The organism is Chromatocurvus halotolerans, from assembly GCF_004340525.1.
In the GTDB taxonomy this organism is placed as follows: Bacteria; Pseudomonadota; Gammaproteobacteria; order Pseudomonadales; family Halieaceae; genus Chromatocurvus; species Chromatocurvus halotolerans.
The window spans coordinates 1-23995 of sequence record NZ_SLWX01000026.1; the positions used below are offsets into that span (position 1 = coordinate 1).

Genomic DNA, 23995 nt, shown 5'->3' on the forward strand with positions numbered 1-23995 from the left:
CGAGCTTTGAATGTCTTGCTGTAACGTGCCATGCGTCACCTCGTTGCCCTCTGCCTCCATTGTAAGGGAGGCGGCAACTATCTTGACGCAGAGGGACAGTCCTAGGGCAGAAGCGTAGCACCAACGTAGCACTGAAAGAGTGACTAAGAGCAAAGGCTGCTCGATATCGCTGCAACTAATTGAATTTTAATTAAAAATTGGAGCTGGCGAGAGGAATCGAACCCCCGACCGGCTGATTACAAATCAGCTGCTCTACCTACTGAGCTACGCCAGCCGTGTGCGCGGCGATTCTTAGTGCTACCGCCGTCGCGAACGCGGATGTTAGACAATGTTGTCCGCTCGCGCAATCGCCGCGAGGGCAAGTCCTTCAAAAACCAGATCGCGCCTGAACTCAGCCACGTCTTCGAGCAGCGCGACGATCGCGCTGCCGCCACCGCCGGAGACGACCAGATGGGGCCTGCATGCGCCGTCAGCCGAGGCCATCCTGACCGCCAGCTGAATTGCACCACAGTGGGCGAGAGCGGCACCATGAGAGACGGCCTCTGCGGTGCTGAGGCCCGGCGCCAGGGTCGGCACAATCACGTCATCGAAGCGCACGCGCTGCGTCCTCTGCATCAGAACATGCTGCATAAGGTCCGCGCCGGGAAGAATATAGCCGCCTTCGTGCTGGCCACTCGCCGCAACAAGATCAATGGTCAGGGCGGAACCGGCATCCACCACGCAGACGCGCTCCCGCCTGGGATACCAGGCAGCCAGCATGGCGAGCCAGCGGTCTGTCCCCATTCGCCCCGGATCGGCGTAACTGTTGCGTAACCCGAGCGTTTCCGGCTCTGATCGGGCAAACCACGGCTCCAAGGACCAGCGCTGACGAATTTCCGCTGTCAGCTGTCGCTCGTTTTCCTCGGATGCAACGCTGGCAACAAGCACTTCGGAGGGCGCAAGGCTGCTGCCACTCAGATGCCATGCCGCGTCGCCCGCAAGCGGCTGTATTCCACGGTCAAGAACGACATTGTCCTTGACCATACGCCACTTCAGCGCACTGTTGCCAAGATCGATCTGCAGCACATTACGGTCTTCGCGACGGATCATGACGCTCGCACTGAGACCTCGCCCCCAAACACCGGAAGGGTGCCGGTCGACGTTTCAAGAAGCAGCGCGCCCCGGTCATTCACACCCCGCCCGATGCCGGCCGTATTTTGTGATCCCACGGTCACCGTTAGCGGCCTGTTGGCATGCGCGTCCAGCGTGCTCCACTCTTTACGCCAGGCGGCAAAACCGGTCTGCTCGAACGAAGCCAGCATCGGCAGCAGGGCATTCAGAAGCTCGGCAACCACGGCGCTGCGCGACGGCAGATCGCGCCCCGCGATCGTCGCCAGATCCGTCCACGGCTGATCAATGCCATCAGCCGCGGCGGCGGGCATGGCCACATTGACGCCAACCCCAAGCACGACCCGCGCGGGACCCGCCGCGTCCCCCGTCATCTCGATCAGAATGCCCCCCAATTTGCTACCGTCGTGCAGCACATCGTTCGGCCACTTCAGCTGCGGGCCTGCAATGCCGGTCGCCTTGAGGGCGCGGGCGACGCAGACCCCTGCCGCGAGACTCAGACCCTCAAGTGCAGCCGCGCCCTGCGCGAAATCCCAGGTCATTGACAGGTAGACGCTGCGGGCAAACGGACTGACCCAGTCACGGCCCCGGCGCCCACGGCCAGACTGCTGCTGTTCAGCGGTGCAGATAAGCGACTGACCCGGGGGAAATACGCTGCGGCGCAGCAGTTCGGAATTGGTGGAATCGACCACCGACAGCACAGCGATCTCTGCTGCCAGGTTCGCCACATCCCCCGACAGCCCGCGCCGGATGTCCTCCTCGCTGAGCAGGTCCAGACCGCCGGGAATCCGGTAGCCCCTGCCGCGGACGGACTCCAGCTGCAGGCCCAGCCCTTCGAGGCGGGCGAGTTGCTTCCAGATCGCGGTGCGACTGACACCCATGTCATTGGCCAGCAACTGGCCAGAGTGGAACTCGCCATCGGCAAGCCGCGCAAGTAGATCCGCCTGTGGCATAGACATATCCCGGATGATTGCTGGTGCCATAATAACAGAGACACCTGCAGCGGCGCGCCGGCTTCGACAGGACCCAGTCCTGACCTTTACGTAAACGTAAAGGTCAGTTACAGTCCCTGAACGTCCGCAAGGAACGCAGCATGAGTGACAAGACCTACAGCATTTCCGAACTCGCCAGCGAACTGGAGATCACCCCGCGGACGATCCGCTTCTACGAAGAGCGCGGCTTTATCCGCCCGCGACGTATCGGACAGCAACGTCGCTACACCGGCGCTGACCGCGTGCGCATCAAGCTCATCCTGCGCGGCAAGCGCATTGGCCTGAGCCTGGCCGAGAGCGTCGAGATCATCGACATGTACGAACCCAGCGGCAACAACGCCGTGCAGCTGCAGGCCCTCATCGAGCGGATCGCCGAGCGACGCGCACAGATGATCAGGCAGCGCGCTGATATCGATGCCATGCTTGAAAGCCTGCGCGAAGTCGACGGCCTGTGTCGCGCCGCGCTGGCGGAGAAAGCGTCGGCACCCGAATCACCACTTGCAAAAACCAGGAGAACAGGATGAACAGCGGCTACCCGACACTGAATTTTGGCCTCGGTGAGGATATCGACATGCTGCGCCAGTCAGTGCAGCAGATGTGTGCCCGGGAAATAGCACCCCGTGCGGCAGACATCGATCGCGAAAACGCCTTCCCGCAGGATCTGTGGCGCGTACTGGGCGACATGGGCCTGCTGGGCATTACCGTGGATGAGGCCTACGGTGGCAGTGGCATGGGTTACCTGGCGCACTCGGTGGTGATGGAGGAAATCAGCCGTGCCTCGGGTTCTGTCGGTCTGTCCTACGGTGCCATGTCGAATCTGTGCCTGAACCAGATCGACAAGAATGGCAGCGAGGCCCAGAAACAGAAGTACCTGCCAAAACTCTGCAGCGGCGAGCACGTTGGCGCGCTCGCCATGTCTGAGGCGAACTCCGGCTCGGATGTTGTGAGCATGCGCCTGTCCGCCCGCCGGGAGGGGAACGACTACATTCTCAATGGCACCAAGATGTGGATCACCAACGGGCCCGATGCCCATGTCTACGTGATCTACGCCAAGACTGACCCTGCCGCCGGTTCCCGCGGCATCACCGCCTTTCTGGTCGAGCGCGACTTCCCGGGATTTTCGCGCTCGCCAAAGCTGGACAAGCTGGGCATGCGCGGATCGAACACCTGCGAACTGGTTTTCGAGGACTGCCGGGTCCCGGCAGAGAACGTCATGTGCAGTGAGGGCGATGGCGTGCGAATTCTGATGTCCGGCCTCGACTACGAGCGCACCGTGCTCTCGGGCGGCCCGGTCGGCATCATGCAGTCCTGTATCGATGAAGTCCTGCCCTATCTGCACACCCGCCAGCAGTTCGGCAAGCCGATCGGTGAGTTCCAGCTGATGCAGGGCAAGCTGGCCGATATGTATGCCGACCTGAACGCCTGTCGCGCCTATCTCTATGCGGTGGCGGCGGCCTGCGACCGCGGCGAGGAAACTCGCCAGGACTGCGCCGCGGTCATTCTCTACACCGCCGAGAAGGCCACGCAGATGGCGCTGCAGGCGATACAGGCCCTTGGGGGCTATGGCTACACCAATGAGGCCAACGCCGGTCGTCTGCTGCGAGACGCCAAGCTGTACGAGATCGGCGCCGGCACGTCCGAGATACGACGTATGCTGATCGGCCGTGAACTTTACTCGGCCTCGGCCTAGGGGGCGCTATGAACCGGATTACCAGCAAGCTGGACTTGAGTTCAGAAGACGCCGCACGCAACGCCAGCGCGATGCAGAGTCAGGTCGACGAACTGCGCGAGCTCGTCTCACAGATCAGCCTGGGAGGTGGGGAAAAGGCACGGGAACGGCACACCTCGCGCGGCAAGCTGCTGCCCAGGGAGCGGCTTGACGCCCTGCTGGATCCCGGCAGCCCCTTTCTCGAGCTGTCCCAGCTGGCAGCCTACAAGGTCTACGACGACGATGTGCCCTGCGCCGGACTGATTACCGGCATCGGTCGGGTCAGCGGGATTGAGTGCATGATCTTCGTCAACGACGCCACGGTCAAAGGCGGCACTTACTACCCGCTCACCGTGAAGAAGCAGGCACGCGCGCAGTTCATTGCCGAGGAGAATCACCTGCCCTGCCTCTACCTGGTGGATTCCGGCGGCGCCTACCTGCCGCTGCAGGACGAGGTGTTTCCCGACCGCGAACACTTCGGCCGCGCTTTCTACAACCAGGCCCGCATGTCCGCCAAGGGCATACCGCAGATCGCTGCCGTGCTCGGGTCCTGCACCGCCGGTGGCGCCTACGTGCCCGCGATGGCCGACGAGGCCATCATCGTGCGCAATCAGGGCACCATCTTCCTCGGCGGCCCGCCGCTGGTGAAGGCCGCGACCGGCGAAGTCGTCGATGCGGAGGAACTGGGCGGCGCCGATGTGCACTGCCGGCAGTCCGGCGTCACCGACCATATGGCGCAGGATGACGCCCATGCCCTGACCCTGGTGAGGCGCGCCGTAGCTCGCCTGAACCGCCGCAAGACCCTCGATATCGACGTGCAGCCGGCACGGGAACCCGCCTATCCGGCAACCGACATCTACAGCATTATTCCGGCAGACACCCGCCAGCCCTTCGATATTCGCGAAATCATCGCACGCGTCGTGGACGGCTCGGAATTCGACGAATTCAAGGCGCTGTATGGCACCTCCCTGGTGTGCGGCTTCGCACGGCTGCACGGCTACCCGGTGGGTATCGTCGCCAACAACGGTATTCTGTTCAGCGAATCCGCGGTGAAAGGCGCGCACTTCGTCGAACTCTGTGCGCAGCGCCGGATTCCACTGGTCTTCCTGCAGAACATCACCGGCTTCATGGTGGGGAAACAGTACGAGGCCGGCGGCATCGCGCGACACGGCGCCAAGATGGTCCACGCAGTGGCCTGCGCCGATGTCCCGAAGTTCACCGTGATCATCGGCGGATCCTTCGGTGCCGGCAACTACGCCATGTGCGGCCGGGCCTACGACCCCAGGTTCATGTTCATGTGGCCCAATGCGCGCATCTCCGTGATGGGCGGGGAGCAGGCTGCGGGCGTGCTGGCCACGGTCAAGCAGGATCAGCTCGCCCGCGACGGGCGCGAAATGAGTGATGCCGAGACGCAGGCCTTCAAGCAGCCGATTCTCGACCTCTACGAGAAGCAGGGACACCCCTACTATGCCTCGGCGCGCCTCTGGGACGACGGGGTCATTGACCCCGCCGACACGCGAACCGTACTGTCTCTCGCGCTCTCCGCCAGCCTGAACGCGCCCGTACCGGAGTCCCGGTTCGGCGTTTTCCGCATGTAACAGGACGGATTTCACCATGGAAAAGACACTGGATTCGGCAACTGTACAGACGCGCATCACTGAGCGCGGCGTCGCCAACGTCGTGATCAACCGCCCGGACAAGCACAATGCCTTTGACGACAGCATGATTCGCACTCTGAGGCAGGCGTTCAATCAGCTTGCGGAGGATGCCTCGGTGCGGGTCATTGTGCTCAGCTCCAACGGCAAACATTTTTCCGCCGGTGGCGACCTCGCCTGGATGCAGCGCATGGCGGACTTCGACCGCGATGACAATCTCCGGGATGCCGAGGATCTCGCGGGCATGCTGCATGACCTGAGACAGGTCCCACAGCCAACCATTGCCCAGGTTCAGGGAGCGGCCTTCGGCGGCGCCGTCGGCCTGGTCAGCTGCTGCGACATTGCCATCGCCGCAAGCACCGCGCGTTTCGCACTTTCCGAAGTCCGCATCGGTCTGATCCCAGCGACCATCGGACCCTACGTTATTGCCGCCATTGGCGAACGCGCCGCGCGTCGGCTTTTCGTGACCGGCGAGGCGTTCGATGCCCACTGCGCGCTGCGCCACGGCCTTGTCAGCGAGGTTGTCGCGCCGGAGGATCTCGACGCGACCGTCACCCAGCTGTGTGACACCCTGCTGGATAACAGCCCACAGGCCGTGCGCGCCGCCAAGGATCTCATCACGGAAATCTGCGGCCTGCCCGCGAACGATGAACTGATCCGGGAAACCTGCCGGCGCATCGCCAGCCTGCGCGTGTCCGACGAAGGCCAGGAGGGGCTGAAGGCCTTTCTCCAGAAACGCCCACCAGCCTGGAGAACCAGTGAGGGAAACGACGAATGATCACCAAACTGCTGATCGCCAACCGCGGCGAGATTGCCTGCCGCGTCATCAGGACGGCGCGGCGGATGGGCATTGCCACTGTCGCCGTGTTCTCGGATGCCGACGCCGACGCCCTGCACGTTACCCTGGCAGATGAAGCCGTGTGGATCGGGCCCTCGCCAGCGCGGGAATCCTACCTGCGGGGAGAGCGCATTATCGAGGCGGCACAGCGCACCGGCGCTACCGCCATCCATCCGGGCTATGGATTCCTCTCTGAAAACGCCGCTTTCGCGCAACAGTGCGAGGACAACGGGCTACTGTTCATCGGGCCGCCCGCCAGCGCCATCGATGCTATGGGATCAAAGTCAGCCGCCAAGCGCATCATGGGCGATGCCGGCGTGCCGCTGATCCCGGGTTACCACGGTGAGGAGCAGACCGCATCGCTGTTGCGCAGTGAAGCGCAAGCCATTGGCTATCCGGTGCTGTTGAAGGCCGTCGCCGGTGGCGGCGGCAAGGGCATGCGCATTGCCGATAGCGATGCAGAGTTCGAGACCGCGCTGCAGGCAGCCATCCGGGAATCCCGCGCCAGCTTTGGCGACGACCGCATGCTGGTAGAGAAATACCTGGCCAGACCCCGCCATGTCGAGGTGCAGGTGTTCTGCGACAATTTCGGCAACGCCGTATACCTCGCGGAGCGCGACTGCTCTGTGCAGCGCCGTCACCAGAAAGTGCTCGAGGAAGCGCCGGCGCCCGGCGTCGACGATACGCTGCGCAGCGCGATGGGCGCCGCAGCGGTAGATGCGGCCCGCGCTATCGATTACCGCGGTGCCGGTACGGTGGAGTTCCTGCTGGATGACGACGGTCGTTTCTACTTCATGGAAATGAATACCCGCCTGCAGGTTGAGCATCCCGTGACTGAGATGATCACCGGACAGGATCTGGTGGAATGGCAGCTGCGCGTGGCGCAGGGCGAGCCCCTGCCGCTCGCCCAGGCGGATATCCGGCTCAGCGGCCACGCCTTCGAGGCACGCATCTACGCCGAGGATCCGGCGCAGGACTTCATTCCCGCCACAGGCCGCATCAGCCAGCTGATGCTGCCCGCGGAAAACGCGCACGTGCGCGTCGACACGGGCGTGCGCAGCGGCGACAGCATCAGCCCCTACTACGATCCGCTGATTGCCAAGCTGGTGGTCTGGGACAGCTCCCGCGAGCAGGCCCTGAATCGACTGCGCACTGCGCTGCGCGGTTTCCACGTTGCAGGTACGGTGACCAACCTGGACTTTCTCTATCGGCTTATCGAGGTGGACGCCTTCAGCGAGGGCGACATTGACACCGGTTTTATCGCGCGCCACGAGGCGACCATTTTCCGGCATCTGGAAACCGACGCCGTGGGCGATCTCGCCAGCGGCGCAGTGGCGGTACTGCTCTCCCGCCAGCATGAGCGGGCACAGGCGGCCGACCAACATGGCGATCCAGGCAGCCCCTGGCGACTGACCAGCGGCTGGCGCACGAATGCCCCCGCCATGCATCGGCTGACGCTCCGCTACCACGGCAGCGTACACAGCCTGCGGGTGGAACAGCGCGAGCAGGACTTTCGGGTCATCACCGACGGCGAGGAAACCACCGTTTCCGGCGCGCTGCAGGAAACTCGCCTGGATATCACGATCGATGGGCACCGGCGGCGCGGTACGCTGATACGCAATGACGCTCACTACTCACTGGTGTTTCCTGGCCACACGGTCGAATTCCACGAAGTCGACGACGAGCATGCGGCAAGTGAAGAGGACGCCGGTGGCGCACTCAGCGCACCCATGAACGGCACCATCGTGACGCTGCTGGTCGAGCCTGGTGACAGCGTGGTGTCGGGTACACCCCTGCTGATCATGGAGGCGATGAAAATGGAGCATACGGTGCGGGCGCCTGCTGACGGCATTCTGGAGCGCTTTCTGTTTGCCCCCGGCGACCTGGTCGACGGCGGCGCCAGCCTGGCGGACTTCCTCGCGGAGGACACAGAATGACGGCGACAGACAGGCAGGTTTCCATTGTCGAGGTGGGCGCCCGGGACGGACTGCAGAATGAGCAGACGCCGGTACCCCTGACCACCAAGCTGGCACTCATCGACGACCTTGCCGGCGCCGGCATTCGCACCATTGAAGCGGGCAGCTTTGTCAATCCGACCGCCATCCCGCAAATGGCGGACAGTGACGCGCTGTTTGCGACGCTCAGGCGGGTGCCGGGCGTCACCTACACCGCACTGACACCGAATATCCGCGGCCTGGAGCGCGCCATGGCCGCAAGGGTCGATGAGGTCGCGGTATTCGCAGCCGCCTCCGAGTCGTTCTCGCAGCGCAATATCCGCTGCAGCATCGCCGAGAGTCTGCAGCGTTTCGAGCCGGTACTCGCGCAGGCAACGGCCGCGGGTATTCCCGTCCGCGGCTACGTATCATGCGTTCTGGGCTGCCCCTATGAAGGTAGCATCAGTCCCGACGCGGTCGAGCGGGTCACCCGCGGGCTCCTGGACATGGGCTGCTACGAGGTGTCGCTGGGAGACACCATTGGCGTTGGCACTCCCGGCAGTATGCAGGCACTTCTCGAGCTGCTGCTTGCAGACATTCCGGCGCATCGACTCGCCGCGCACTGTCACGACACTTACGGTCAGGCACTGGCGAATATTCTGATTGCGCTGCAGTGCGGTCTGCGCCGCATTGACGCCGCTGTGGCAGGCCTCGGCGGCTGTCCCTTCGCACCCGGCGCAACGGGCAATGTCGCGACAGAGGATGTGGTGTATATGCTGCACGGAATGGGATTTGACACCGGGATTGACCTGGATCGCCTGGTCGCCGCCGGCAATGCCATTTCGGCCGCGCTTGCCCGGGAGAACGCGTCGCGGGTTGCGACCGCGCGCACGCGGCGCCGCGACGCCCGGGCGCAAGACGCTGCGGCAACGCGCTGATACCGCGACATGCCTGTTACCCAGGGCACGCCCCTGCGCCACGCCATCGCGCTACTCACAGGCATCTCGGGGACCGGTCAGATCTCACTGCTGTGGGTGCTCGAGCTGGGCGCTCCCGTGCTGGGCGTGGCGTTTGCCGGATGTGTCTACCTGATGCTCGCCCTGGGCCTCTTCGGCGTTTCTCGCTTTGCGCTGTTCGCCGCAGCGCTCATGCCCGCCTCGCGCGCACTGTACGCCTGGAACCCTCTGCCGGTGCTGGAATGGGAGCAGCTGCGCACCGTTGTCGACCTGATCATCGCCCTGTCTGCACTGTTCCTCCTGTGGAAGGCGCGTCACCGGCCCACTCACTGACGCGCCGCTCAGGCATCGAGGTCGGGGATGATTTCGTCTTTCAGCTGGGCGATGCAGTCCTTCAGACGCAGTTTCTCCTTTTTCAACCGCTGCAGCAGGATATGGTTCTGGTAGGGAAATCCCTGCATTTCACTGATCTTGTTGTCTAGCGCCCTATGCCGCGCCTGCAGCTGGCGCAATCGCATTTCCGGCGTCATGACCTCGTTTGCTGCCGGCGTCAGGGAATCCGGTCCCTGCCCGTTACCCGGCGGCCAGCGCATAACATTCTGCCATACATCTCGTCTCCCAGTTGGTGATTGACACTATACCCGCAGCCCGTCGCGACACAAGCGTCACCCCAGATCGGCAAGCAGCTCTGCCCAAAGCGGCGCACTGGCATCGGCCATGGCAAAAAAATGAGGACTCAGGAGGGTTTCACGGGCGTTATAACGCAGCGGTCGGCCATCAAGGCCGAGAACCGCTCCGCCCACCGATTCCAGCAAGGCCTGACCCGCCGCAACATCCCACTCGCTGCAGGGCGAGAATCTCGGGTAGAAGTCCCCTTTCCCGTCTGCCAGCTGGGTGAACTTCAGCGCACTGCCACTGTTCAGCCGCTCGATCGGTCCCGAGCGTTCTGCGAGCAGCGACAGCGTGCGCTCCAGAAGGGCATTGCGGTGCCTGCGACTGGCGACGACCGTCACGCCCTTGGCAGCGACAAGGCCTCTTGGTGTCAGAATCCGGCGCGTCCAGCCCTCCCCCTGGCGTCGACAGCGCCAGCCATTCACCCCCGGTATACCCAGATAGGCCAGCTGTTCCAGGGGAAGGTACAGAATGCCGAGACGTGGCGCACCGTCTTCGACCAGCGCCAGATTCACCGTGAATTCGCCAGTGCGCTGCAGAAATTCCCGGGTTCCATCCAGCGGGTCCACCAGCCACAGCCGCTGCCAGTGATGTCGCTGCGCGATCGCATCGCCCGGAGACTCCTCGGACAGAACCGGAATATCCGGGAGGAGTCTGCGCAAGCCATCAACCAGACAGTGATGCGATGCAACATCGGCGCGCGTAATGGGCGAATCATCGGATTTTTCCCGATACTCGTCGGCTTGCGCGCCGTGATACTCCCGCACGATGAGCTCACCGGCCTCGGCGCAGAGGGTCAACAGGGCATCCACGGTGTGCGGGGGCAGGGGGCTGGGGATCGACATGCTCATCGCGGTAGACTATAGCACTGTCCCCATACCGCCCGCGGGTCGCCGGCAAACCATTGAAGGAACCCAATGATCAACTGGAACGACATCGACACCGTGCTGCTCGACATGGACGGCACGCTGCTCGACCTGCATTACGACAACCACTTCTGGCTGGAGTATCTGCCGGTGGCCTATGCCCGATCACGAGGACTCTCTGATGAACACGGCAGGATGGAACTGCTCGGCAAACTGGACGCCAAACGCGGACAGCTAGACTGGTATTGCCTTGATCACTGGTCCGAGCAGCTGCAGCTCGACATACCCGCCCTGAAGCGGGAAATCCGTCACATGATCCGCATCCGGCCGTTTGCCCTGGAGTTCCTCAAGCGTCTGCATGCCGGCCCGAGAACGACCCTGCTCGTTACCAATGCACATCCGGTGACGCTGGACATCAAGATGGCGCAAATCGACATCCGGCCATGGTTCGACCACGTGGTGGTGTCACACCAGTATCGGGCTGCGAAAGAGCAGCTGGCATTCTGGGAGCAGTTACAGTCACAGCACCCCTTCAATCCGGCCCGGACACTCTTTATCGACGACAGCGAAAGCGTGCTGGATACCGCCCGCGAATACGGTATCGCCCACCTCCTTACCCTGCTCCAGCCCGACAGCGAGCAGGGTAAACGGCTCGATACCCGCTTCCCGGGCATTCACCACTTTGATGAAATCATGCCCACAGGCAACGCGACATGAGCGGCGACGTCAAGAACGGGGTGCGACTCGACAAGTGGCTGTGGGCTGCGCGCTTCTTCAAGACCCGCAGCCTGGCAAAAGCCGCGGTTGAAGGCGGCAAGGTGCAGTTCGACGGCAATCGGGTCAAGGTATCCAGGGAAGTCAACGTTGGCGACCGACTGCGCATACGCCAGGGCTGGGACGAAAAAGATGTTACCGTCATTGCCGTTTCCGACCAGCGCCGCGGCGCCGCGGAGGCACAGGCCCTGTATGAGGAAAGCGCTGACAGCATCGAGCGGCGGGAGAGTGCCGCCGCTGCACGCAAGGCCGCGGGCGGCATGCTGGAGCGCCCGGTACGCAAACCCAATAAAAAGGAACGCCGCCAGATACACCGTTTCCGTGACGGCTGACCAGTCAGCGCGACAGACAACGACATCCAGGCGGGCAAACCCGCCGTAAAACTGGTCACACTGAATAAAAATTACGCTACTATTACGCCATGTTTTCAGAGATCCCAGCAACACGCCCCGAAACCCGCCTGCTCGACGAGGTGGACCACGGCCGCGACATCCGGGAACTGTCAGCCGATGAACTGCTGCAGCTGGCCGACGATCTTCGCGCCTACCTGCTTTACAGCGTCGGTCAGTCGGGTGGCCACTTCGGCGCCGGCCTCGGTGTGGTTGAACTGACTATTGCCCTGCACCACATCTACAACACACCGGAAGACCGCATTGTCTGGGACGTCGGCCACCAGGCCTATCCGCACAAGATCCTTACCGGACGCATGCAGCGAATGCACAGCATGCGGCAGGCGGGAGGCCTTTCCGGCTTCCCCAAGCGCAGCGAAAGCGAATACGACACCTTTGGCGTCGGCCACTCGTCCACCAGCATTTCCGCTGCCATGGGCATGGCGCTGGCGGCGAGAGCCCAGGGCCTGAACCGACGCGCCGTTGCCGTTATTGGTGATGGCGCCATCACCGGCGGAATGGCGTTCGAGGCCCTCGCCCATGCCGGGCATGTCCGACCGGATATGCTGGTCGTGCTGAACGACAATCAGATGTCCATCGGTTACAACACCGGTGGCCTGGCCGCCTACTTTGCGAAACTCTGGGCCAGCAAGACCTACATCACCATGCGCGAGGGCAGCAAGAAGGTCCTGAAAAAGATCAAGCCGGCCTGGGACCTGGTGAAGCGCACCGAAGAGCACATGAAAGGCATGGTGGCACCGGGCACGCTGTTTGAAGAGCTGGGCTGGCACTACATCGGTCCGATAGACGGTCACGACCTGCCACAGCTGGTGCAGACACTGGAAAACATGCGCGACCTGAAGGGTCCCCAGTTCCTGCATATCTGCACCATGAAAGGCAAGGGCTTCAAGCCAGCTGAGGCCGACCCCATCGGCTTCCACGCCATCAACAAGATTGAGTCGCGCAAGGAAATCGCGCCAACACCCGCCCCTGCTTCGCCCAGGCCCAAGCCACCCAAATACCAGGATGTCTTTGGTCGCTGGCTTTGCGATATGGCGCGTGAGGACGACCGTCTCATCGCCATTACCCCGGCAATGTGCGAAGGCTCGGGCATGGTCGATTTCGCCAGGACCTATCCGGATCGATTCTACGATGTCGCCATTGCAGAGCAGCACGCGGTAACGCTGGCTGCCGGCATGGCCTGCGATGGCGTCAAACCGGTCGTCGCCATTTATTCCACCTTCCTGCAGCGCGCCTATGATCAACTGATACACGACGTTGCACTGCAGAATCTGGACGTAACCTTCGCCATAGATCGGGCGGGGCTCGTGGGCCAGGACGGACCAACTCACCACGGCGCCTTCGATCTCAGCTACCTGCGCTGTATACCCAATATGGTAATCGGTGCACCCTCCGGCGAGAATGAATGTCGCCAGATGCTGTACACCGCCTATCAGCACGAAGGCCCCGCCGCCATCCGCTACCCCCGCGGCAACGGCAGCGGTGAACTGATCGAGAACACCATGTCCCTCATGGAAATCGGCAAGGGCGTCATGACCCGCAAGGGCAACAGCGTTGCCATCCTCAACTTTGGCGCCCTGCTCGATCAGGCCCTGCAGGCCGCGGAAACCCTGGACGCCACTGTTATCGACATGCGCTGGGTCAAACCGATGGACGAGGCGCTGGTGCTGGAAGCCGCGGCCGCTCACGAGTTGCTCGTTACCGTTGAAGAAAATGCGTCGGCTGGCGGCGCAGGCAGTGGCGTCGAGGCATTACTGCACGCCAATGGCGTGGCCACCCCCGTGATTGTGCTGGGCATCCCCGACAATTTCCAGGAGCATGGTGACCAGCAGGCGCTCCGCGCCCTGGCGGGTCTCAGCGCAGAAGGTATCTATGACGCCGTCGCCAGAATGAAAGAGCCGGAAGTGCTGGACAGCGTTCTGCGTCAGACGGTTCCCGTTGGCCGATAAGGCCCTGGACATCCTTGCACTGGGGGGAAGGTAACAGCGGCAAGACCGGCTCCTTTGATGCCTGTCATTGTGATAGCCTCTGCGCTCCAGCCCGAACCTGAAAGAACCATGGCCACGAAACGTCAGAAAGAGCAAACCGGGGACAACCCATCCATCGAAGCCACCCTCCTGAAGCTCGAACAGATTCTTCAGCGCATGGAATCGGAAGAGCAGCCCCTCGAAGCCTCTCTCGCCGATTTCGAGGAGGGCATCAGCCTCACCCGCCAGGCCCAGACAATGCTCCGTGAGGCAGAGCAGAAGGTACAGCTTCTTACGGAGAGCAGCACTGGCGAACCGCAGGCCTCAGCACTCATCCCGGCTGAGGATGGCGACAGCGAGCGATGACAGCCCGCCAGTACACCCCATGACCTTCGACCGGGAGCTGCAGCGCTTCGATACCGCCATGCAACAGCTCATGGCGGGCGAACTGCTGGTAAGCTACCGTGACAGCGCGGTCCCCAGGACTCTCGTCCCTGCCATCGACTACGCCATTGCCGGAGAGGGCAAGCGTATCCGGCCAATACTGGTTTACCGGGCGGCGGCGGTGATCGCGGACGGGGCGCCGCCGGCACTGGATTACGCCGCCCTGGCCCTGGAACTGGTGCATACCTACTCGCTGATCCACGACGACCTGCCGGCCATGGACGACGATGACCTGCGTCGAGGCCGCCCCACACTGCACCGCGCCTTCAATGAAGCCACCGCCATTCTCGTCGGTGACGGCCTGCAGGTGCAGGCATTTTCCATGATTACCCAGGCGCCCGGGTTAACGTCGGAACAGCGTGTCGAAATGATTGCACGCCTCTCGGAGGCATCGGGGTTCAGCGGTATGGTTGGCGGGCAGTACCGCGACATGGAGGCAACCGGCACAGACCTGGACCTAGATGAACTGCAGGCAATGCATGCGATGAAAACCGGCGCCCTGATACGCGCTGCCGTGGCACTCGGCGGCATTGCCGCCGGTGGTACGTCGCAGCAGCTTCAATCCCTGGATGCCTACGCGCAGCACATCGGGCTGGCGTTCCAGGTGATTGATGACATTCTGGATGTGGAGAGCGACAGCGCGACGCTCGGCAAGACGGGTGGCAAGGACGAGGCCGCCCACAAGGCGACCTATGTCAGCCTTCTGGGACTCGATGGCGCCCGGGCGGAAGCCGGCCGACTGCTCGACGCCGCTCTTGCTGCCATGGACGCTCTGGGTTCACGGGCCGACCCCCTGCGTGAGGTCGCCCGCTTCATTGTGGCGCGCAAGCACTAGTGTCGTCAGCCCGACGGGGGGCCATCCTCAGTCGGCGCGGAACATGTGGCCGAGCTTGGCGCCCTTGGTGCGCAGGTACTTCTCGTTATGGGGATTGCTGCTCGTCTCTATCGGCAGACGCTGGCGCACCTCGATACCCAGATCGGAGAGCGCCATCACCTTGCGCGGATTGTTGGTCATCAGATCAACCGAGGTTATGCCAAGATGTGCGAACATCGGCCCGAGCAGGCTGTAATCGCGCATATCCGCGCCAAAGCCGAGACGCTCGTTGGCTTCAACCGTGTCCGCGCCCGCATCCTGTAGCCGATATGCCTTGATCTTGTTGAGCAGACCGATGCCGCGACCTTCCTGTCGCAGATAGAACAGCGCTCCCCTGCCCTCCTCGGCGATCGCCTGCAGTGCCGTGCGCAGCTGATTTCCGCAGTCACAGCGCAGGCTGAACAGGGCATCACCGGTCAGGCATTCTGAATGTATACGGGACAGCACCGGTTCGCCGTTGTCGAAATCGCCCATGGTGAGAACCACATGCTCCTTGTTCGACGCGGGATCTTCAAAGCCATGCATGAGGAAGTCGCCCCATTCGGTGGGGAGACGGGATGACGCAACAAAACGGACTAACACACGGCAAACCTGCAATGATGTAATCGCCTAGTCTACCAAGGGCGACAGACAGTAGCGACATCCGCACAGCCGGTCATCGCCGGCCCGGAGTTCGGCATCACCCTCACCAGTCGCGTGACAGCGATAGAATCCCGTTACGCTCCTGCAGACTGACATGCTCGAGATAGGTCATGCCAAGGAGGATCATGCGCGGGTAGTCACCCTCCAGCACCGTGGCACGTACATTGTCGACCCGTATTCCCCCGACATCGACAAAGTCGAGATTGACCGAGCGTCCCACCAGCGTGTTGCCCGCAGTCTCCACCCGCGTCGCCTGACCGGCTCCCGGGGGGATTCCCAGCCGCTGCGCCTGGGCGGCGTTCATCGCGACAATATTGGCGCCGGTATCCACCAGCACGTCAGTGCGTCGCCCGTTGATCAACGCGGTGGTCTGGTACTGCATGCGATCATTGCGGGGAATATCGATCTGTCGCACCCCGGGCTCCGTGAATGCAGCGCTGACGCGATCGGACACGCCGAGGCTGCGCTGCTCACCGGCGATCTCGAGTAACGCTTCCTCGGCGGTGGCGTCAATCAGCGTCACGCCGGCGGCGCTGGCGCCCCGCCTCAGGGTATGCCGCTTGCCGTCGATCGTCAGCACCACCATGCCGGGCATCAGCGCCTCGACGCTCACCTGTGCCTGAGCCACGGCGTTCTGACCAGGCCCGGCAGCGGCACAGAGGAAAAGCAGCATCCTGATGCGCCGCCCTCCCGCAGCGACCTGCCCGGCAAGACAGCCCACCCCCGGCATTGCCCTCACGCCAGTGCCCCGCTTTCCTGCGCCAGAAGGACCGCCAGATGCAGCGTCGCACAGCTGAACATCCCCGCCACCACATCATCGATCATGATGCCGAAGCCACCCTCCACGTGACGATCCAGGGGGCCAATGGGCCAGGGCTTGGCGATGTCGAAAATCCGGAAAACCACAAAACCGAGCACGATCCATACGGGTTCCGCGGGCACGGCCCAGAGCGCGATCCACAGTCCGACGAATTCGTCCCAGACAATCCCCGAGTGGTCGTGAACGCCGAGTTCTTCACTGGCCCGGCCACAGATCCAGATACCCACTATGCCAGCAACCAGCACGATAGCGGTGTACAGCCACAGGGGCGATTGCGCAAAACACAGGTACAGGGGCACGCCGACCAGGGTGCCAAGCGTCCCCGGGGCCCAGCGCGACAGGCCGACACCAAAGCCGAACGCCAAGAACTGTACCGGGCTGCGAAAGGGCCTCGGCATCGCGGAGCTGTTGCCTGTCGTCACGCGATCACCTGGATCATGCTGGGGAGGGCAGTGTAATCCACTTCAGAAATGCCTGTAACCCGCCTGTTCGAGACCCGCCGCGGCTTCGCAGACAACGCCCTGGCCCTCCCGCACGCTGCCTATCCGCGTGAATCCTCCCGGGGGGCGACGGTCCTGAGGTAGCGTAATACACAGCTCGTAATCATCGCCGCCGCTGAGCGCCCAGGCCAACTGCTGCTGACGATCAGGGTGACTTTGCAGTGCCGCTGACAGTGGCAGCTGTTCCGCCAGGATTTCAATCGCACAGCCGCTGGCCGCTGCGATATGCCCGAGATCCTGCAGCAGACCATCAGAAACATCGATCGCAGCTGACGCGATACCGGGCAGCTGCACACCGAGCACCAGCCGCGGCGTGGGTCGGTAGTAGCGACCGAGCAGGTACTCGCCGTGATCCGGCTCGGGCTGCCAGCGGGACTGAAGCACTGCCAGCCCCGCCGCTGCATCGCCAGGCGTGCCGGACACGAAAACGGCATCACCGGGTCGGGCGCCGCTGCGGCGTACCGCCCTGCCACGCTCGATCACGCCGAACACCTGCACGGAAATTGTCCGCGGACCCCGGGTAGTATCGCCGCCAACCAGCGGCAGGTGAAAGGCGGAACAGGCCTGGCCAATGCCCTCGCTGAACGCGTGCAGCCAGAAGTCATCTGCCTCGGGCAGGGTCAGGGCCAGAGTCGTGGCCAGGGGACTTGCGCCCATCGCGGCCAGGTCACTCGCAGCCACCGCCACACAGCGATAGCCGATATCCTCGGGAAAGGCGTCTTCCGGAAAATGTACCCCTTCAACCAGCGTATCGACAGATGTCACCAGCTCGCAGCCCTCGGGGACGGACAACACCGCCGCATCATCGCCGACACCGAGGACGACACCTGGCCCCCGACCAAAGGCAGAGAAATGGCGCGCTATCAGCTCGAATTCGCCGCCCGCCATCAGTTCTGCGCTGACACTTCCACGCTGCGCAGATCGCGGGACAGACGATCGAGAACGCCGTTGATGTACTTGTGGCCATCCGTCGCGCCAAACTTGCGGGCCAGAGCCACCGCCTCGTTGATCACTACCCGGTAGGGAACATCGATACGTTCCCTCAACTCCCAGGTGCCCATGCGCAGCAGCGTGCGTTCAATGGGGTCGAGTTCATTCAGGCGCCGATCGAGCAGCGGTTCGTAGGTGCTGTCCAGTTCGTCGACGCAGGCAGGAATACCGTGCAACAGCGCCTGGAAATATTCCAGGTCGACATTGCCGAAGTCGTAATCGCTGCGAAATTCCGCCTCAATGACATTCACCGCAGCATGCGCCATATGCCACTGGTACAGTGCCTGCATCGCGTAGTGGCGAGCCTTGCGGCGACGAGCCGCCAGCAGGTTGTGGTCGCCGGCCATCTAGCCGATCTGCTTGAAGAGGTTGACCATTTCCAGCGCCGATGTCGCCGCCTCCGCACCCTTGTTGCCCGCCTTGGTGCCCGCCCGCTCTATGGCCTGCTCGATCGAGTCGACGGTGAGGACGCCAAAGGCAATCGGCACGCCGTGCTCCAGGCTGACCTGCGATATTCCCTTGGTACACTCACCGGCAACATGCTCGAAATGCGGCGTACCGCCACGGATCACCGCGCCCAGCGCGATGATGGCATCGTACCCGCCCTTGGCGGCCAGTCGCTGGCACACCAGCGGGATCTCGAAAGCGCCCGGCACGCGCACTATCGTAAGCTGCCTGTCATCGATGCCGTGGCGCCGCAGGGTGTCAATCGCGCCATCCACCAGATGCTCCACGACAAAGCTGTTCCAGCGCCCCACCACGAGGGCATAGCTGCCGTCGTTACCCGTCAGCGCACCCTCGTATGTTGTCATCGTACTCATGGTTTCACTCCCCGCCGCCGTGCTTTGCCGGCCGCACATAATCCAGCACCTCCAGGCCGAAGCCGGAGATGGCATTGTACTTCATGGGGGCGCCCAGCAGATGCATTCTGCCGACGCCCAGGTCCCGCAGAATCTGCGAACCCAGACCCACTGTCGTATAGGTATCCGTCGTTTCACTGTCGGTCCCGCGATCGGTGCCAAGGGCAAGATCGACACTGTGCAGCAGCTGCTCATCGGTCTCGCGACGGGCGAGCAGTACCAGGACCCCCTTGCCCTCCCGGGCGATATGGGCAAGACAGTCGCCGATGCGCCAATAGTCGGTTCCCTGCAGATCGGTGCCGAGCAGGTCGCGCAGCGTTGCCCGCGCGTGTACCCGCACCAGCGTCGGGGCATCGGCACTGATGTCGCCGCAGTAAAGCGCCAGGTGCAGATCATCCGCTGTCTGGTCACGATAGACCTTGAGATCGAACGCACCGTAAACCGTCTGCAGGCGACCCTCGCGTACCGGCTCGATCGTGCGCTCGTTCATGAGCCGGTAGTGTATGAGGTCGGCGACGGTGCCGATCTTCAGGCCGTGCTCGCGGGCAAACGCCACGAGCTCCACCCCGCCCGCAAGTTCGCCGGCATCCGTGAGCACATCGGTAATGACCGACGCCGGGTGCAGCCCGGCAATTCTTGCCAGGTCGACAGAGGCCTCGGTATGGCCCGCCCGGGTAAGCACGCCGCCCGGAGCACTGGCGAGCGGAAAGATATGCCCGGGCTGAACAATATCTGACGGCGCCGCATGGGGCGCGACCGCCACCCGCACGGTATGCGCCCGATCGGCGGCGGAGATGCCGGTATCAATGCCCTCGGTCGCCTCGATGGACAGCGTGAAACTGGCGTTCTCGGAATCGGCATTGTCAACCATGGGCGGCAGATCGAGCTGCAGGCAGCGCTCTCGCGTCAGCGCAAGACACACGAGACCGCGGGCGCGGCGCGCCATGAAGGTGATGTGGTCCGCCGTGCAGTGCTCGGCCGCCACAACGACCACGCCCTCGTTGCGCGCGTCGCCGTCATCGTCCAGCAGCACCACCATGCGGCCGAGGCGGATATCGCTGAGCAGTTCCTCAACCGTATTGATGCTGTCCTCCTGCAGTCCAGGACTCATGCCAGGTACCCGTTGTCCGCCAGCGTCTGCAGGGTGACGCCGGCAGAGCCGGGCTGCGCCGCGGCATCGCCGAGCACCAGACGCTCCAGGTAACGCGCGATCACGTCGACCTCCAGGTTGACTTTCGACCCCACGGCATAAGTGCCGAAGACGGTTTCCGCCATCGTCTGGGGAATGATGTTCAGGTCAAACTCGGCACCGTTGACGCCGTTCACGGTAAGACTGGTGCCATCCACACAGATACTGCCTTTCTTGGCGATGTAGCGGGCCAGGTCGTCGGGCGCGCGCAGAACCACGCGCCAGGAGCGCCCCTCTTCATACAGCCGGACCACCTCGCCAACGCCGTCGACATGCCCACTGACAATATGTCCACCGAGTCGGGTCATGGGTGTCAGCGCTTTTTCCAGGTTGACAGGTGAGCCCGGGGTGAGATCGCCCAGCGTGGTAAAGTTGAGAGTCTCTACCGAGACATCAGCCCAGTAGCCATCACCCGGGAGATCGACGACGGTAAGACAGACGCCGCTGGTGGAAATGCTGTCGCCGGGGCTGACATCGTCCAGCGGCAGTTTTCCCGTCCGCACACGCAGGCGCGTGTCTCCCCCACGTGGTTCCAGCGCGACGATCTCACCGACCGCCTGCACAATACCGGTAAACATGCGTTACTCCTTTGTTTGGCGCGACGCACTCGGAACGAGGGTGAAACGCCAGTCTTCGCCGACGCGGCGAACGTCGAGGGTGGTCAGCTTCACCTTGTCCGACATGGCGTCCAGCGGCAGCTGCAGCAGAGGTCGTGCGGAACTGCCCATGATGCACGGCGCCATGTAGACAATGAGCTCGTCAATCAGACCAGCCTGCAACAGCGCGCCGGTCAGCGTCGGGCCGCATTCTACCAGAATCTCATTGCACTGCCGCGTCGCCAGCTCCCGCATGACCGTGGTGAGATCCAGCCCGGAGGCTCCTTCGGGGATCGCCACCTGCTCGACATGGGCCGGCAGCGCCGCGGCGGGCGCATCCGTGGCGTGTAGCAACAGCGTCGGCGCATCCGCCGACAGGATACGCGCCGTGGCCGGCACACGCCGCCGGGAATCCAGCACCACGCGCAGCGGCTGTCGTACTCCCGGCGGCTGCGCCTCTCCCAGCGTGTCGGCGAAGCTCTCCGGCCGCACAGTCAACGCACAGTTGTCGGCAAGCACCGTCCCCGACCCGGTCAGGATCGCGCAGCTGGCGGCGCGCTGTCGCTGCACGTCGGCGCGTGCCGGCGCACCGGTAATCCACTGGCTTTCGCCCGAGGCCATGGCCGTGCGTCCATCCATCGACATGGCGAGCTTGGCGCGCACGCGACCGCGGCCGCGCCGCATACGCAGGACAAAGCCTTTGATAATGGGCTCCGCCTGCTCGGCAAGAAGACCACACTCCACCCGGATACCGGCCTCCCGCAGACGCTGAAGTCCCCGACCGGACACCCGCGGGTTCGGATCCTCCATCGCCGCTACCACCCGTGCGACGCCGGCCTCGATCAAGGCATCGGTGCAGGGTGGCGTCCTGCCGTGATGTGAACACGGCTCCAGCGTGACGTAGACCGTGGCGCCTGCCGCGGCGGTACCGGCAGCCCGCAGGGCCATGATCTCGGCGTGGGCCTCCCCGGCATACTGGGTGCGGCCCTCGCTGATCACGGTATCGCCCTTTACCAGCAGGCAGCCGACATGGGGATTGGGAGCGGCAATGAAGCGGGACTGCCTGGCGATCACCAGGGCGCGCGCCATCATCACCCGATCGCGGGCACTGCCGTCGTCCTCGATCACGAATCAGGCGTCGCTGTCGACAGGTCTGCGGGGTTCGGCCTCAAGACGCTCGATGGCATCGCGAAACTCCGCAATATCCTGGAAGCTTCGATACACAGAAGCGAAGCGCACATAAGCCACCTGGTCCAGCTGTTTCAGGCTGTCCATGACCAGCTCGCCAAGCACCCGGGAGTTGATTTCACGCTCACCGGTTGCCCGCAGGGAATGCTTGATCTGGCTGATCACGGACTCGATGGACTCTACCGAAACCGGGCGCTTCTCGAGTGCGCGCTGAAAACCTGCCCGGAGCTTCTCCTCGTCAAAGGGCTCTCGATTGCCGTTCTGCTTGATGATACGCGGCATGACCAGTTCCGCCGTTTCATAGGTCGTGAAACGCTCGTGACAGGACAGGCACTCGCGGCGCCGACGCACCTGCACCCCGTCAGCGACCAGTCGCGAATCGATGACCTTGGTGTCTTCGGCGGCGCAGAACGGACAATACACTTCACGCCCTCCGGGCTTTGCCGATCAGGCCGCAGCCGCACCTGCCGAACGGGCGCGGCTGTAGACCGGGAAGCGGCCGCAGATTTCCAGAACCTTGCCCTTCACCTCTGTAATGGTGGCGTGCGCGTCATCGGCTTCCAGCGCCGCAAGGACGTCACACATCCAGTGCGTCAGCTCACGTGTCTCTTTTTCGCCGAAGCCCCGCGTCGTGATTGCCGGCGTACCCACACGCAGCCCGGAAGTCACGAAGGGCGAGCGCGGGTCGTTCGGCACCGCATTCTTGTTGACCGTGATGTTGGCAAGACCGAGGGCTTCATCCGCGTCCTTGCCGGTGTAGGGCTTGCCGATCAGGTCCACCAGCATGAGGTGGTTGTCGGTCCCGCCCGATACGATATTGATGCCGCGCTCCATGAAGGTCGCTGCCATGGCGCGGGCATTGCGCACCACCTGCTCCTGGTACTTCACAAATTCAGGCGACTGGGCCTCGAGGAAGCTGATGGCCTTGGCGGCAATCACGTGCATCAGCGGTCCACCCTGTCCACCGGGGAAAACCGCGCTCTGGAATTTCTTTTCAAGATCGGGGTTGGCGCGCGCCAGAATGATCCCACCGCGGGGTCCGCGCAGGGTCTTGTGGGTGGTCGAAGTCACCACATCGGCGTGAGGAACGGGGTTGGGATACACGCCCGCCGCCACCAGCCCGGCGACATGGGCCATGTCCACAAGCAGCCAGGCGCCGACGCTGTCGGCAATTGCCCGAAAGCGCGCCCAGTCCATGACGCGGCTGTAGGCGGAAAACCCCGCAATGAGCATTTTCGGCTGGTGTTCTTTCGCCAGGGCTTCAACCTGCGCGTAGTCCACTTCACCGGTAGCGTAATCGAGCCCGTACTGCACGGCGTTGTAGGTCTTGCCGGAAAAGTTCGGCTTGGCACCGTGGGTGAGGTGGCCGCCATCGGCGAGGCTCATGCCAAGAATGGTGTCGCCCGGCTTGAGCAGCGCCTGGAACACGGCGGCGTTGGCCTGGGATCCGGAGTGTGGCTGCACATTGGCATAATCGGCGCCAAACAGTGCTTTCGCGCGCGACACGGCCAGTTCCTCTGCAACGTCGACGTATTCACAGCCGCCGTAGTAACGCTTGCCGGGGTAGCCCTCGGCGTACTTGTTGGTCAGCACCGAACCCTGCGCCTGCATGACCCGTGGACTGGTGTAGTTCTCGGAGGCGATCAGCTCGATGTGCTCTTCCTGACGGCGCTCTTCGGCCTGGATGGAAGCGAAAATCTCGTCGTCGAAGCCTTCGATGGTCATATCGCGATCGAACATGGTCTGGTTCCTTGCCTGCGGGCGATGTCTGGTATGCGAAGGGGGCTTATTCTAGCGAAAACGGGGCTGTGCGGTAAGTGGGTGGGGACTTCGGGTGCATCGGGGGGTTGGTCCTTCCTGTGTTGGTGTTCAGGGGCGGGGCGGGGATGGCTCGGGCCGGAGCATCGAGCGGTGGGGCGGGGGGGGGGGGGGGGGGGGGGGGGGGGGGGGGGGGGGGGGGGGGGGGGGGGGGGGGGGGGGGGGGGGGGGGGGGGGGGGGGGGGGGGGGGGGGG

General features: G+C 63.5%; 27 protein-coding genes and 1 tRNA gene. 12 read left to right on the top strand and 16 right to left on the bottom strand.

Features of this window, described 5'->3' with window-relative positions; translation table 11 throughout:
* Positions 1–198: 198 nt before the first annotated feature.
* The 3 genes from EV688_RS16660 to birA all read right to left on the bottom strand — a co-directional run bounded on the left by EV688_RS16660 (position 199) and on the right by birA (position 2060).
* Positions 199–274: transfer RNA gene (locus EV688_RS16660), tRNA-Thr, on the bottom strand.
* Between the two features lie 47 nt (positions 275–321).
* On the bottom strand, positions 322–1089 hold the full coding sequence (locus tag EV688_RS16665; RefSeq protein WP_117318855.1) for a type III pantothenate kinase: 768 nt from the start codon (positions 1087–1089) through the stop codon (positions 322–324).
* Complete coding sequence (gene birA, locus EV688_RS16670) at positions 1086–2060, bottom strand: bifunctional biotin--[acetyl-CoA-carboxylase] ligase/biotin operon repressor BirA (RefSeq protein ID WP_117318853.1); 975 nt, start codon at positions 2058–2060, stop codon at positions 1086–1088. Before birA ends, EV688_RS16665 begins: the two co-directional genes overlap by 4 nt.
* A 140-nt stretch (positions 2061–2200) precedes the next feature.
* Here birA and EV688_RS16675 point away from each other — a divergent pair, with 140 nt between their 5' ends.
* The 7 genes from EV688_RS16675 to EV688_RS16705 are packed head-to-tail and all read left to right on the top strand — an operon-like array spanning position 2201 to position 9523.
* Positions 2201–2623, top strand: a complete 423-nt coding sequence (locus tag EV688_RS16675) for a MerR family transcriptional regulator (RefSeq protein WP_117318851.1) — start codon at positions 2201–2203, stop codon at positions 2621–2623.
* Positions 2620–3789, top strand: a complete 1170-nt coding sequence (locus EV688_RS16680; protein ID WP_117318849.1) for an isovaleryl-CoA dehydrogenase — start codon at positions 2620–2622, stop codon at positions 3787–3789. Before EV688_RS16675 ends, EV688_RS16680 begins: the two co-directional genes overlap by 4 nt.
* Positions 3790–3797: 8 nt before the next feature.
* On the top strand, positions 3798–5405 hold the full coding sequence (locus EV688_RS16685; protein WP_117318847.1) for a carboxyl transferase domain-containing protein: 1608 nt from the start codon (positions 3798–3800) through the stop codon (positions 5403–5405).
* 16 nt (positions 5406–5421) lie between these two features.
* Positions 5422–6240: an enoyl-CoA hydratase/isomerase family protein gene (locus tag EV688_RS16690; RefSeq protein WP_117318845.1), complete on the top strand. Its 819-nt coding sequence runs from the start codon at positions 5422–5424 to the stop codon at positions 6238–6240.
* Entirely contained in the window at positions 6237–8237 is a 2001-nt protein-coding gene (locus tag EV688_RS16695; protein WP_117318843.1) for an acetyl-CoA carboxylase biotin carboxylase subunit, read from the top strand. Before EV688_RS16690 ends, EV688_RS16695 begins: the two co-directional genes overlap by 4 nt.
* The gene (locus tag EV688_RS16700) at positions 8234–9172 is read left to right on the top strand and encodes a hydroxymethylglutaryl-CoA lyase (RefSeq protein ID WP_117318841.1); all 939 of its coding nucleotides are present in this window, start codon (positions 8234–8236) and stop codon (positions 9170–9172) included. Before EV688_RS16695 ends, EV688_RS16700 begins: the two co-directional genes overlap by 4 nt.
* A gap of 9 nt (positions 9173–9181) precedes the next feature.
* Positions 9182–9523, top strand: coding sequence for a hypothetical protein (locus EV688_RS16705; RefSeq protein ID WP_117318839.1), 342 nt, complete (start codon positions 9182–9184; stop codon positions 9521–9523).
* Positions 9524–9531: 8 nt separating this feature from the next.
* On the opposite strand, the gene EV688_RS16710 is transcribed toward EV688_RS16705, so the two are convergent.
* Both EV688_RS16710 and cysQ read right to left on the bottom strand, forming a co-directional pair.
* Positions 9532–9783 carry a YdcH family protein gene (locus EV688_RS16710; protein WP_117318837.1) on the bottom strand — a complete coding sequence of 84 codons (252 nt, stop codon included), beginning with the start codon at positions 9781–9783 and terminating at the stop codon, positions 9532–9534.
* A 72-nt stretch (positions 9784–9855) separates the two neighbouring features.
* Positions 9856–10707 carry a 3'(2'),5'-bisphosphate nucleotidase CysQ gene (gene cysQ / locus EV688_RS16715; protein ID WP_117318872.1) on the bottom strand — a complete coding sequence of 284 codons (852 nt, stop codon included), beginning with the start codon at positions 10705–10707 and terminating at the stop codon, positions 9856–9858.
* A gap of 72 nt (positions 10708–10779) precedes the next feature.
* Between cysQ and yrfG the strand changes: the two genes are divergently transcribed.
* The 5 genes from yrfG (at position 10780) to EV688_RS16740 (ending at position 15158) form a co-directional block, all read left to right on the top strand.
* Positions 10780–11445 carry a GMP/IMP nucleotidase gene (gene yrfG / locus EV688_RS16720; protein ID WP_117318835.1) on the top strand — a complete coding sequence of 222 codons (666 nt, stop codon included), beginning with the start codon at positions 10780–10782 and terminating at the stop codon, positions 11443–11445.
* A complete protein-coding gene (locus EV688_RS16725) occupies positions 11442–11834 on the top strand; it encodes an RNA-binding S4 domain-containing protein (protein WP_117318833.1) in 393 nt (130 codons plus the stop codon). The genes yrfG and EV688_RS16725 overlap by 4 nt, the downstream gene beginning before the upstream one ends.
* A gap of 89 nt (positions 11835–11923) precedes the next feature.
* Positions 11924–13861 (top strand): 1-deoxy-D-xylulose-5-phosphate synthase, encoded by a 1938-nt coding sequence (dxs, locus tag EV688_RS16730; RefSeq protein ID WP_117318831.1) that lies wholly within the window; start codon positions 11924–11926, stop codon positions 13859–13861.
* A 108-nt stretch (positions 13862–13969) separates the two neighbouring features.
* On the top strand, positions 13970–14245 hold the full coding sequence (xseB, locus tag EV688_RS16735) for an exodeoxyribonuclease VII small subunit (protein WP_117318829.1): 276 nt from the start codon (positions 13970–13972) through the stop codon (positions 14243–14245).
* Positions 14226–15158, top strand: a complete 933-nt coding sequence (locus EV688_RS16740) for a polyprenyl synthetase family protein (RefSeq protein WP_240624395.1) — start codon at positions 14226–14228, stop codon at positions 15156–15158. The genes xseB and EV688_RS16740 overlap by 20 nt, the downstream gene beginning before the upstream one ends.
* Before the next feature lie 27 nt (positions 15159–15185).
* Here EV688_RS16740 and ribA read toward each other — a convergent pair whose 3' ends face one another.
* From ribA to glyA, 11 genes are all read right to left on the bottom strand, one after another.
* Positions 15186–15779: a GTP cyclohydrolase II gene (gene ribA / locus EV688_RS16745; RefSeq protein WP_117318825.1), complete on the bottom strand. Its 594-nt coding sequence runs from the start codon at positions 15777–15779 to the stop codon at positions 15186–15188.
* 103 nt (positions 15780–15882) lie between these two features.
* Positions 15883–16512, bottom strand: a complete 630-nt coding sequence (locus tag EV688_RS16750) for a retropepsin-like aspartic protease family protein (protein WP_117318871.1) — start codon at positions 16510–16512, stop codon at positions 15883–15885.
* Positions 16513–16574: 62 nt separating this feature from the next.
* Positions 16575–17081 (bottom strand): phosphatidylglycerophosphatase A family protein, encoded by a 507-nt coding sequence (locus EV688_RS16755; RefSeq protein ID WP_338065953.1) that lies wholly within the window; start codon positions 17079–17081, stop codon positions 16575–16577.
* 42 nt (positions 17082–17123) lie between these two features.
* On the bottom strand, positions 17124–18047 hold the full coding sequence (gene thiL, locus EV688_RS16760) for a thiamine-phosphate kinase (RefSeq protein WP_117318821.1): 924 nt from the start codon (positions 18045–18047) through the stop codon (positions 17124–17126).
* On the bottom strand, positions 18047–18496 hold the full coding sequence (nusB, locus tag EV688_RS16765) for a transcription antitermination factor NusB (protein WP_117318819.1): 450 nt from the start codon (positions 18494–18496) through the stop codon (positions 18047–18049). The genes thiL and nusB overlap by 1 nt, the downstream gene beginning before the upstream one ends.
* The gene (ribH, locus tag EV688_RS16770; protein ID WP_117318817.1) at positions 18497–18970 is read right to left on the bottom strand and encodes a 6,7-dimethyl-8-ribityllumazine synthase; all 474 of its coding nucleotides are present in this window, start codon (positions 18968–18970) and stop codon (positions 18497–18499) included. It lies immediately after the preceding gene.
* A 4-nt stretch (positions 18971–18974) separates the two neighbouring features.
* Positions 18975–20120 (bottom strand): 3,4-dihydroxy-2-butanone-4-phosphate synthase, encoded by a 1146-nt coding sequence (gene ribB, locus EV688_RS16775; RefSeq protein ID WP_162883942.1) that lies wholly within the window; start codon positions 20118–20120, stop codon positions 18975–18977.
* Positions 20117–20776 (bottom strand): riboflavin synthase, encoded by a 660-nt coding sequence (locus tag EV688_RS16780; RefSeq protein WP_117318815.1) that lies wholly within the window; start codon positions 20774–20776, stop codon positions 20117–20119. The genes ribB and EV688_RS16780 overlap by 4 nt, the downstream gene beginning before the upstream one ends.
* A 3-nt stretch (positions 20777–20779) precedes the next feature.
* Complete coding sequence (gene ribD, locus EV688_RS16785) at positions 20780–21922, bottom strand: bifunctional diaminohydroxyphosphoribosylaminopyrimidine deaminase/5-amino-6-(5-phosphoribosylamino)uracil reductase RibD (protein ID WP_240624394.1); 1143 nt, start codon at positions 21920–21922, stop codon at positions 20780–20782.
* A 3-nt stretch (positions 21923–21925) separates the two neighbouring features.
* Positions 21926–22405, bottom strand: a complete 480-nt coding sequence (nrdR, locus tag EV688_RS16790; protein ID WP_117318813.1) for a transcriptional regulator NrdR — start codon at positions 22403–22405, stop codon at positions 21926–21928.
* Positions 22406–22429: 24 nt separating this feature from the next.
* Positions 22430–23722, bottom strand: coding sequence for a serine hydroxymethyltransferase (gene glyA / locus EV688_RS16795; protein WP_117318811.1), 1293 nt, complete (start codon positions 23720–23722; stop codon positions 22430–22432).
* Positions 23723–23995: the final 273 nt, after the last annotated feature.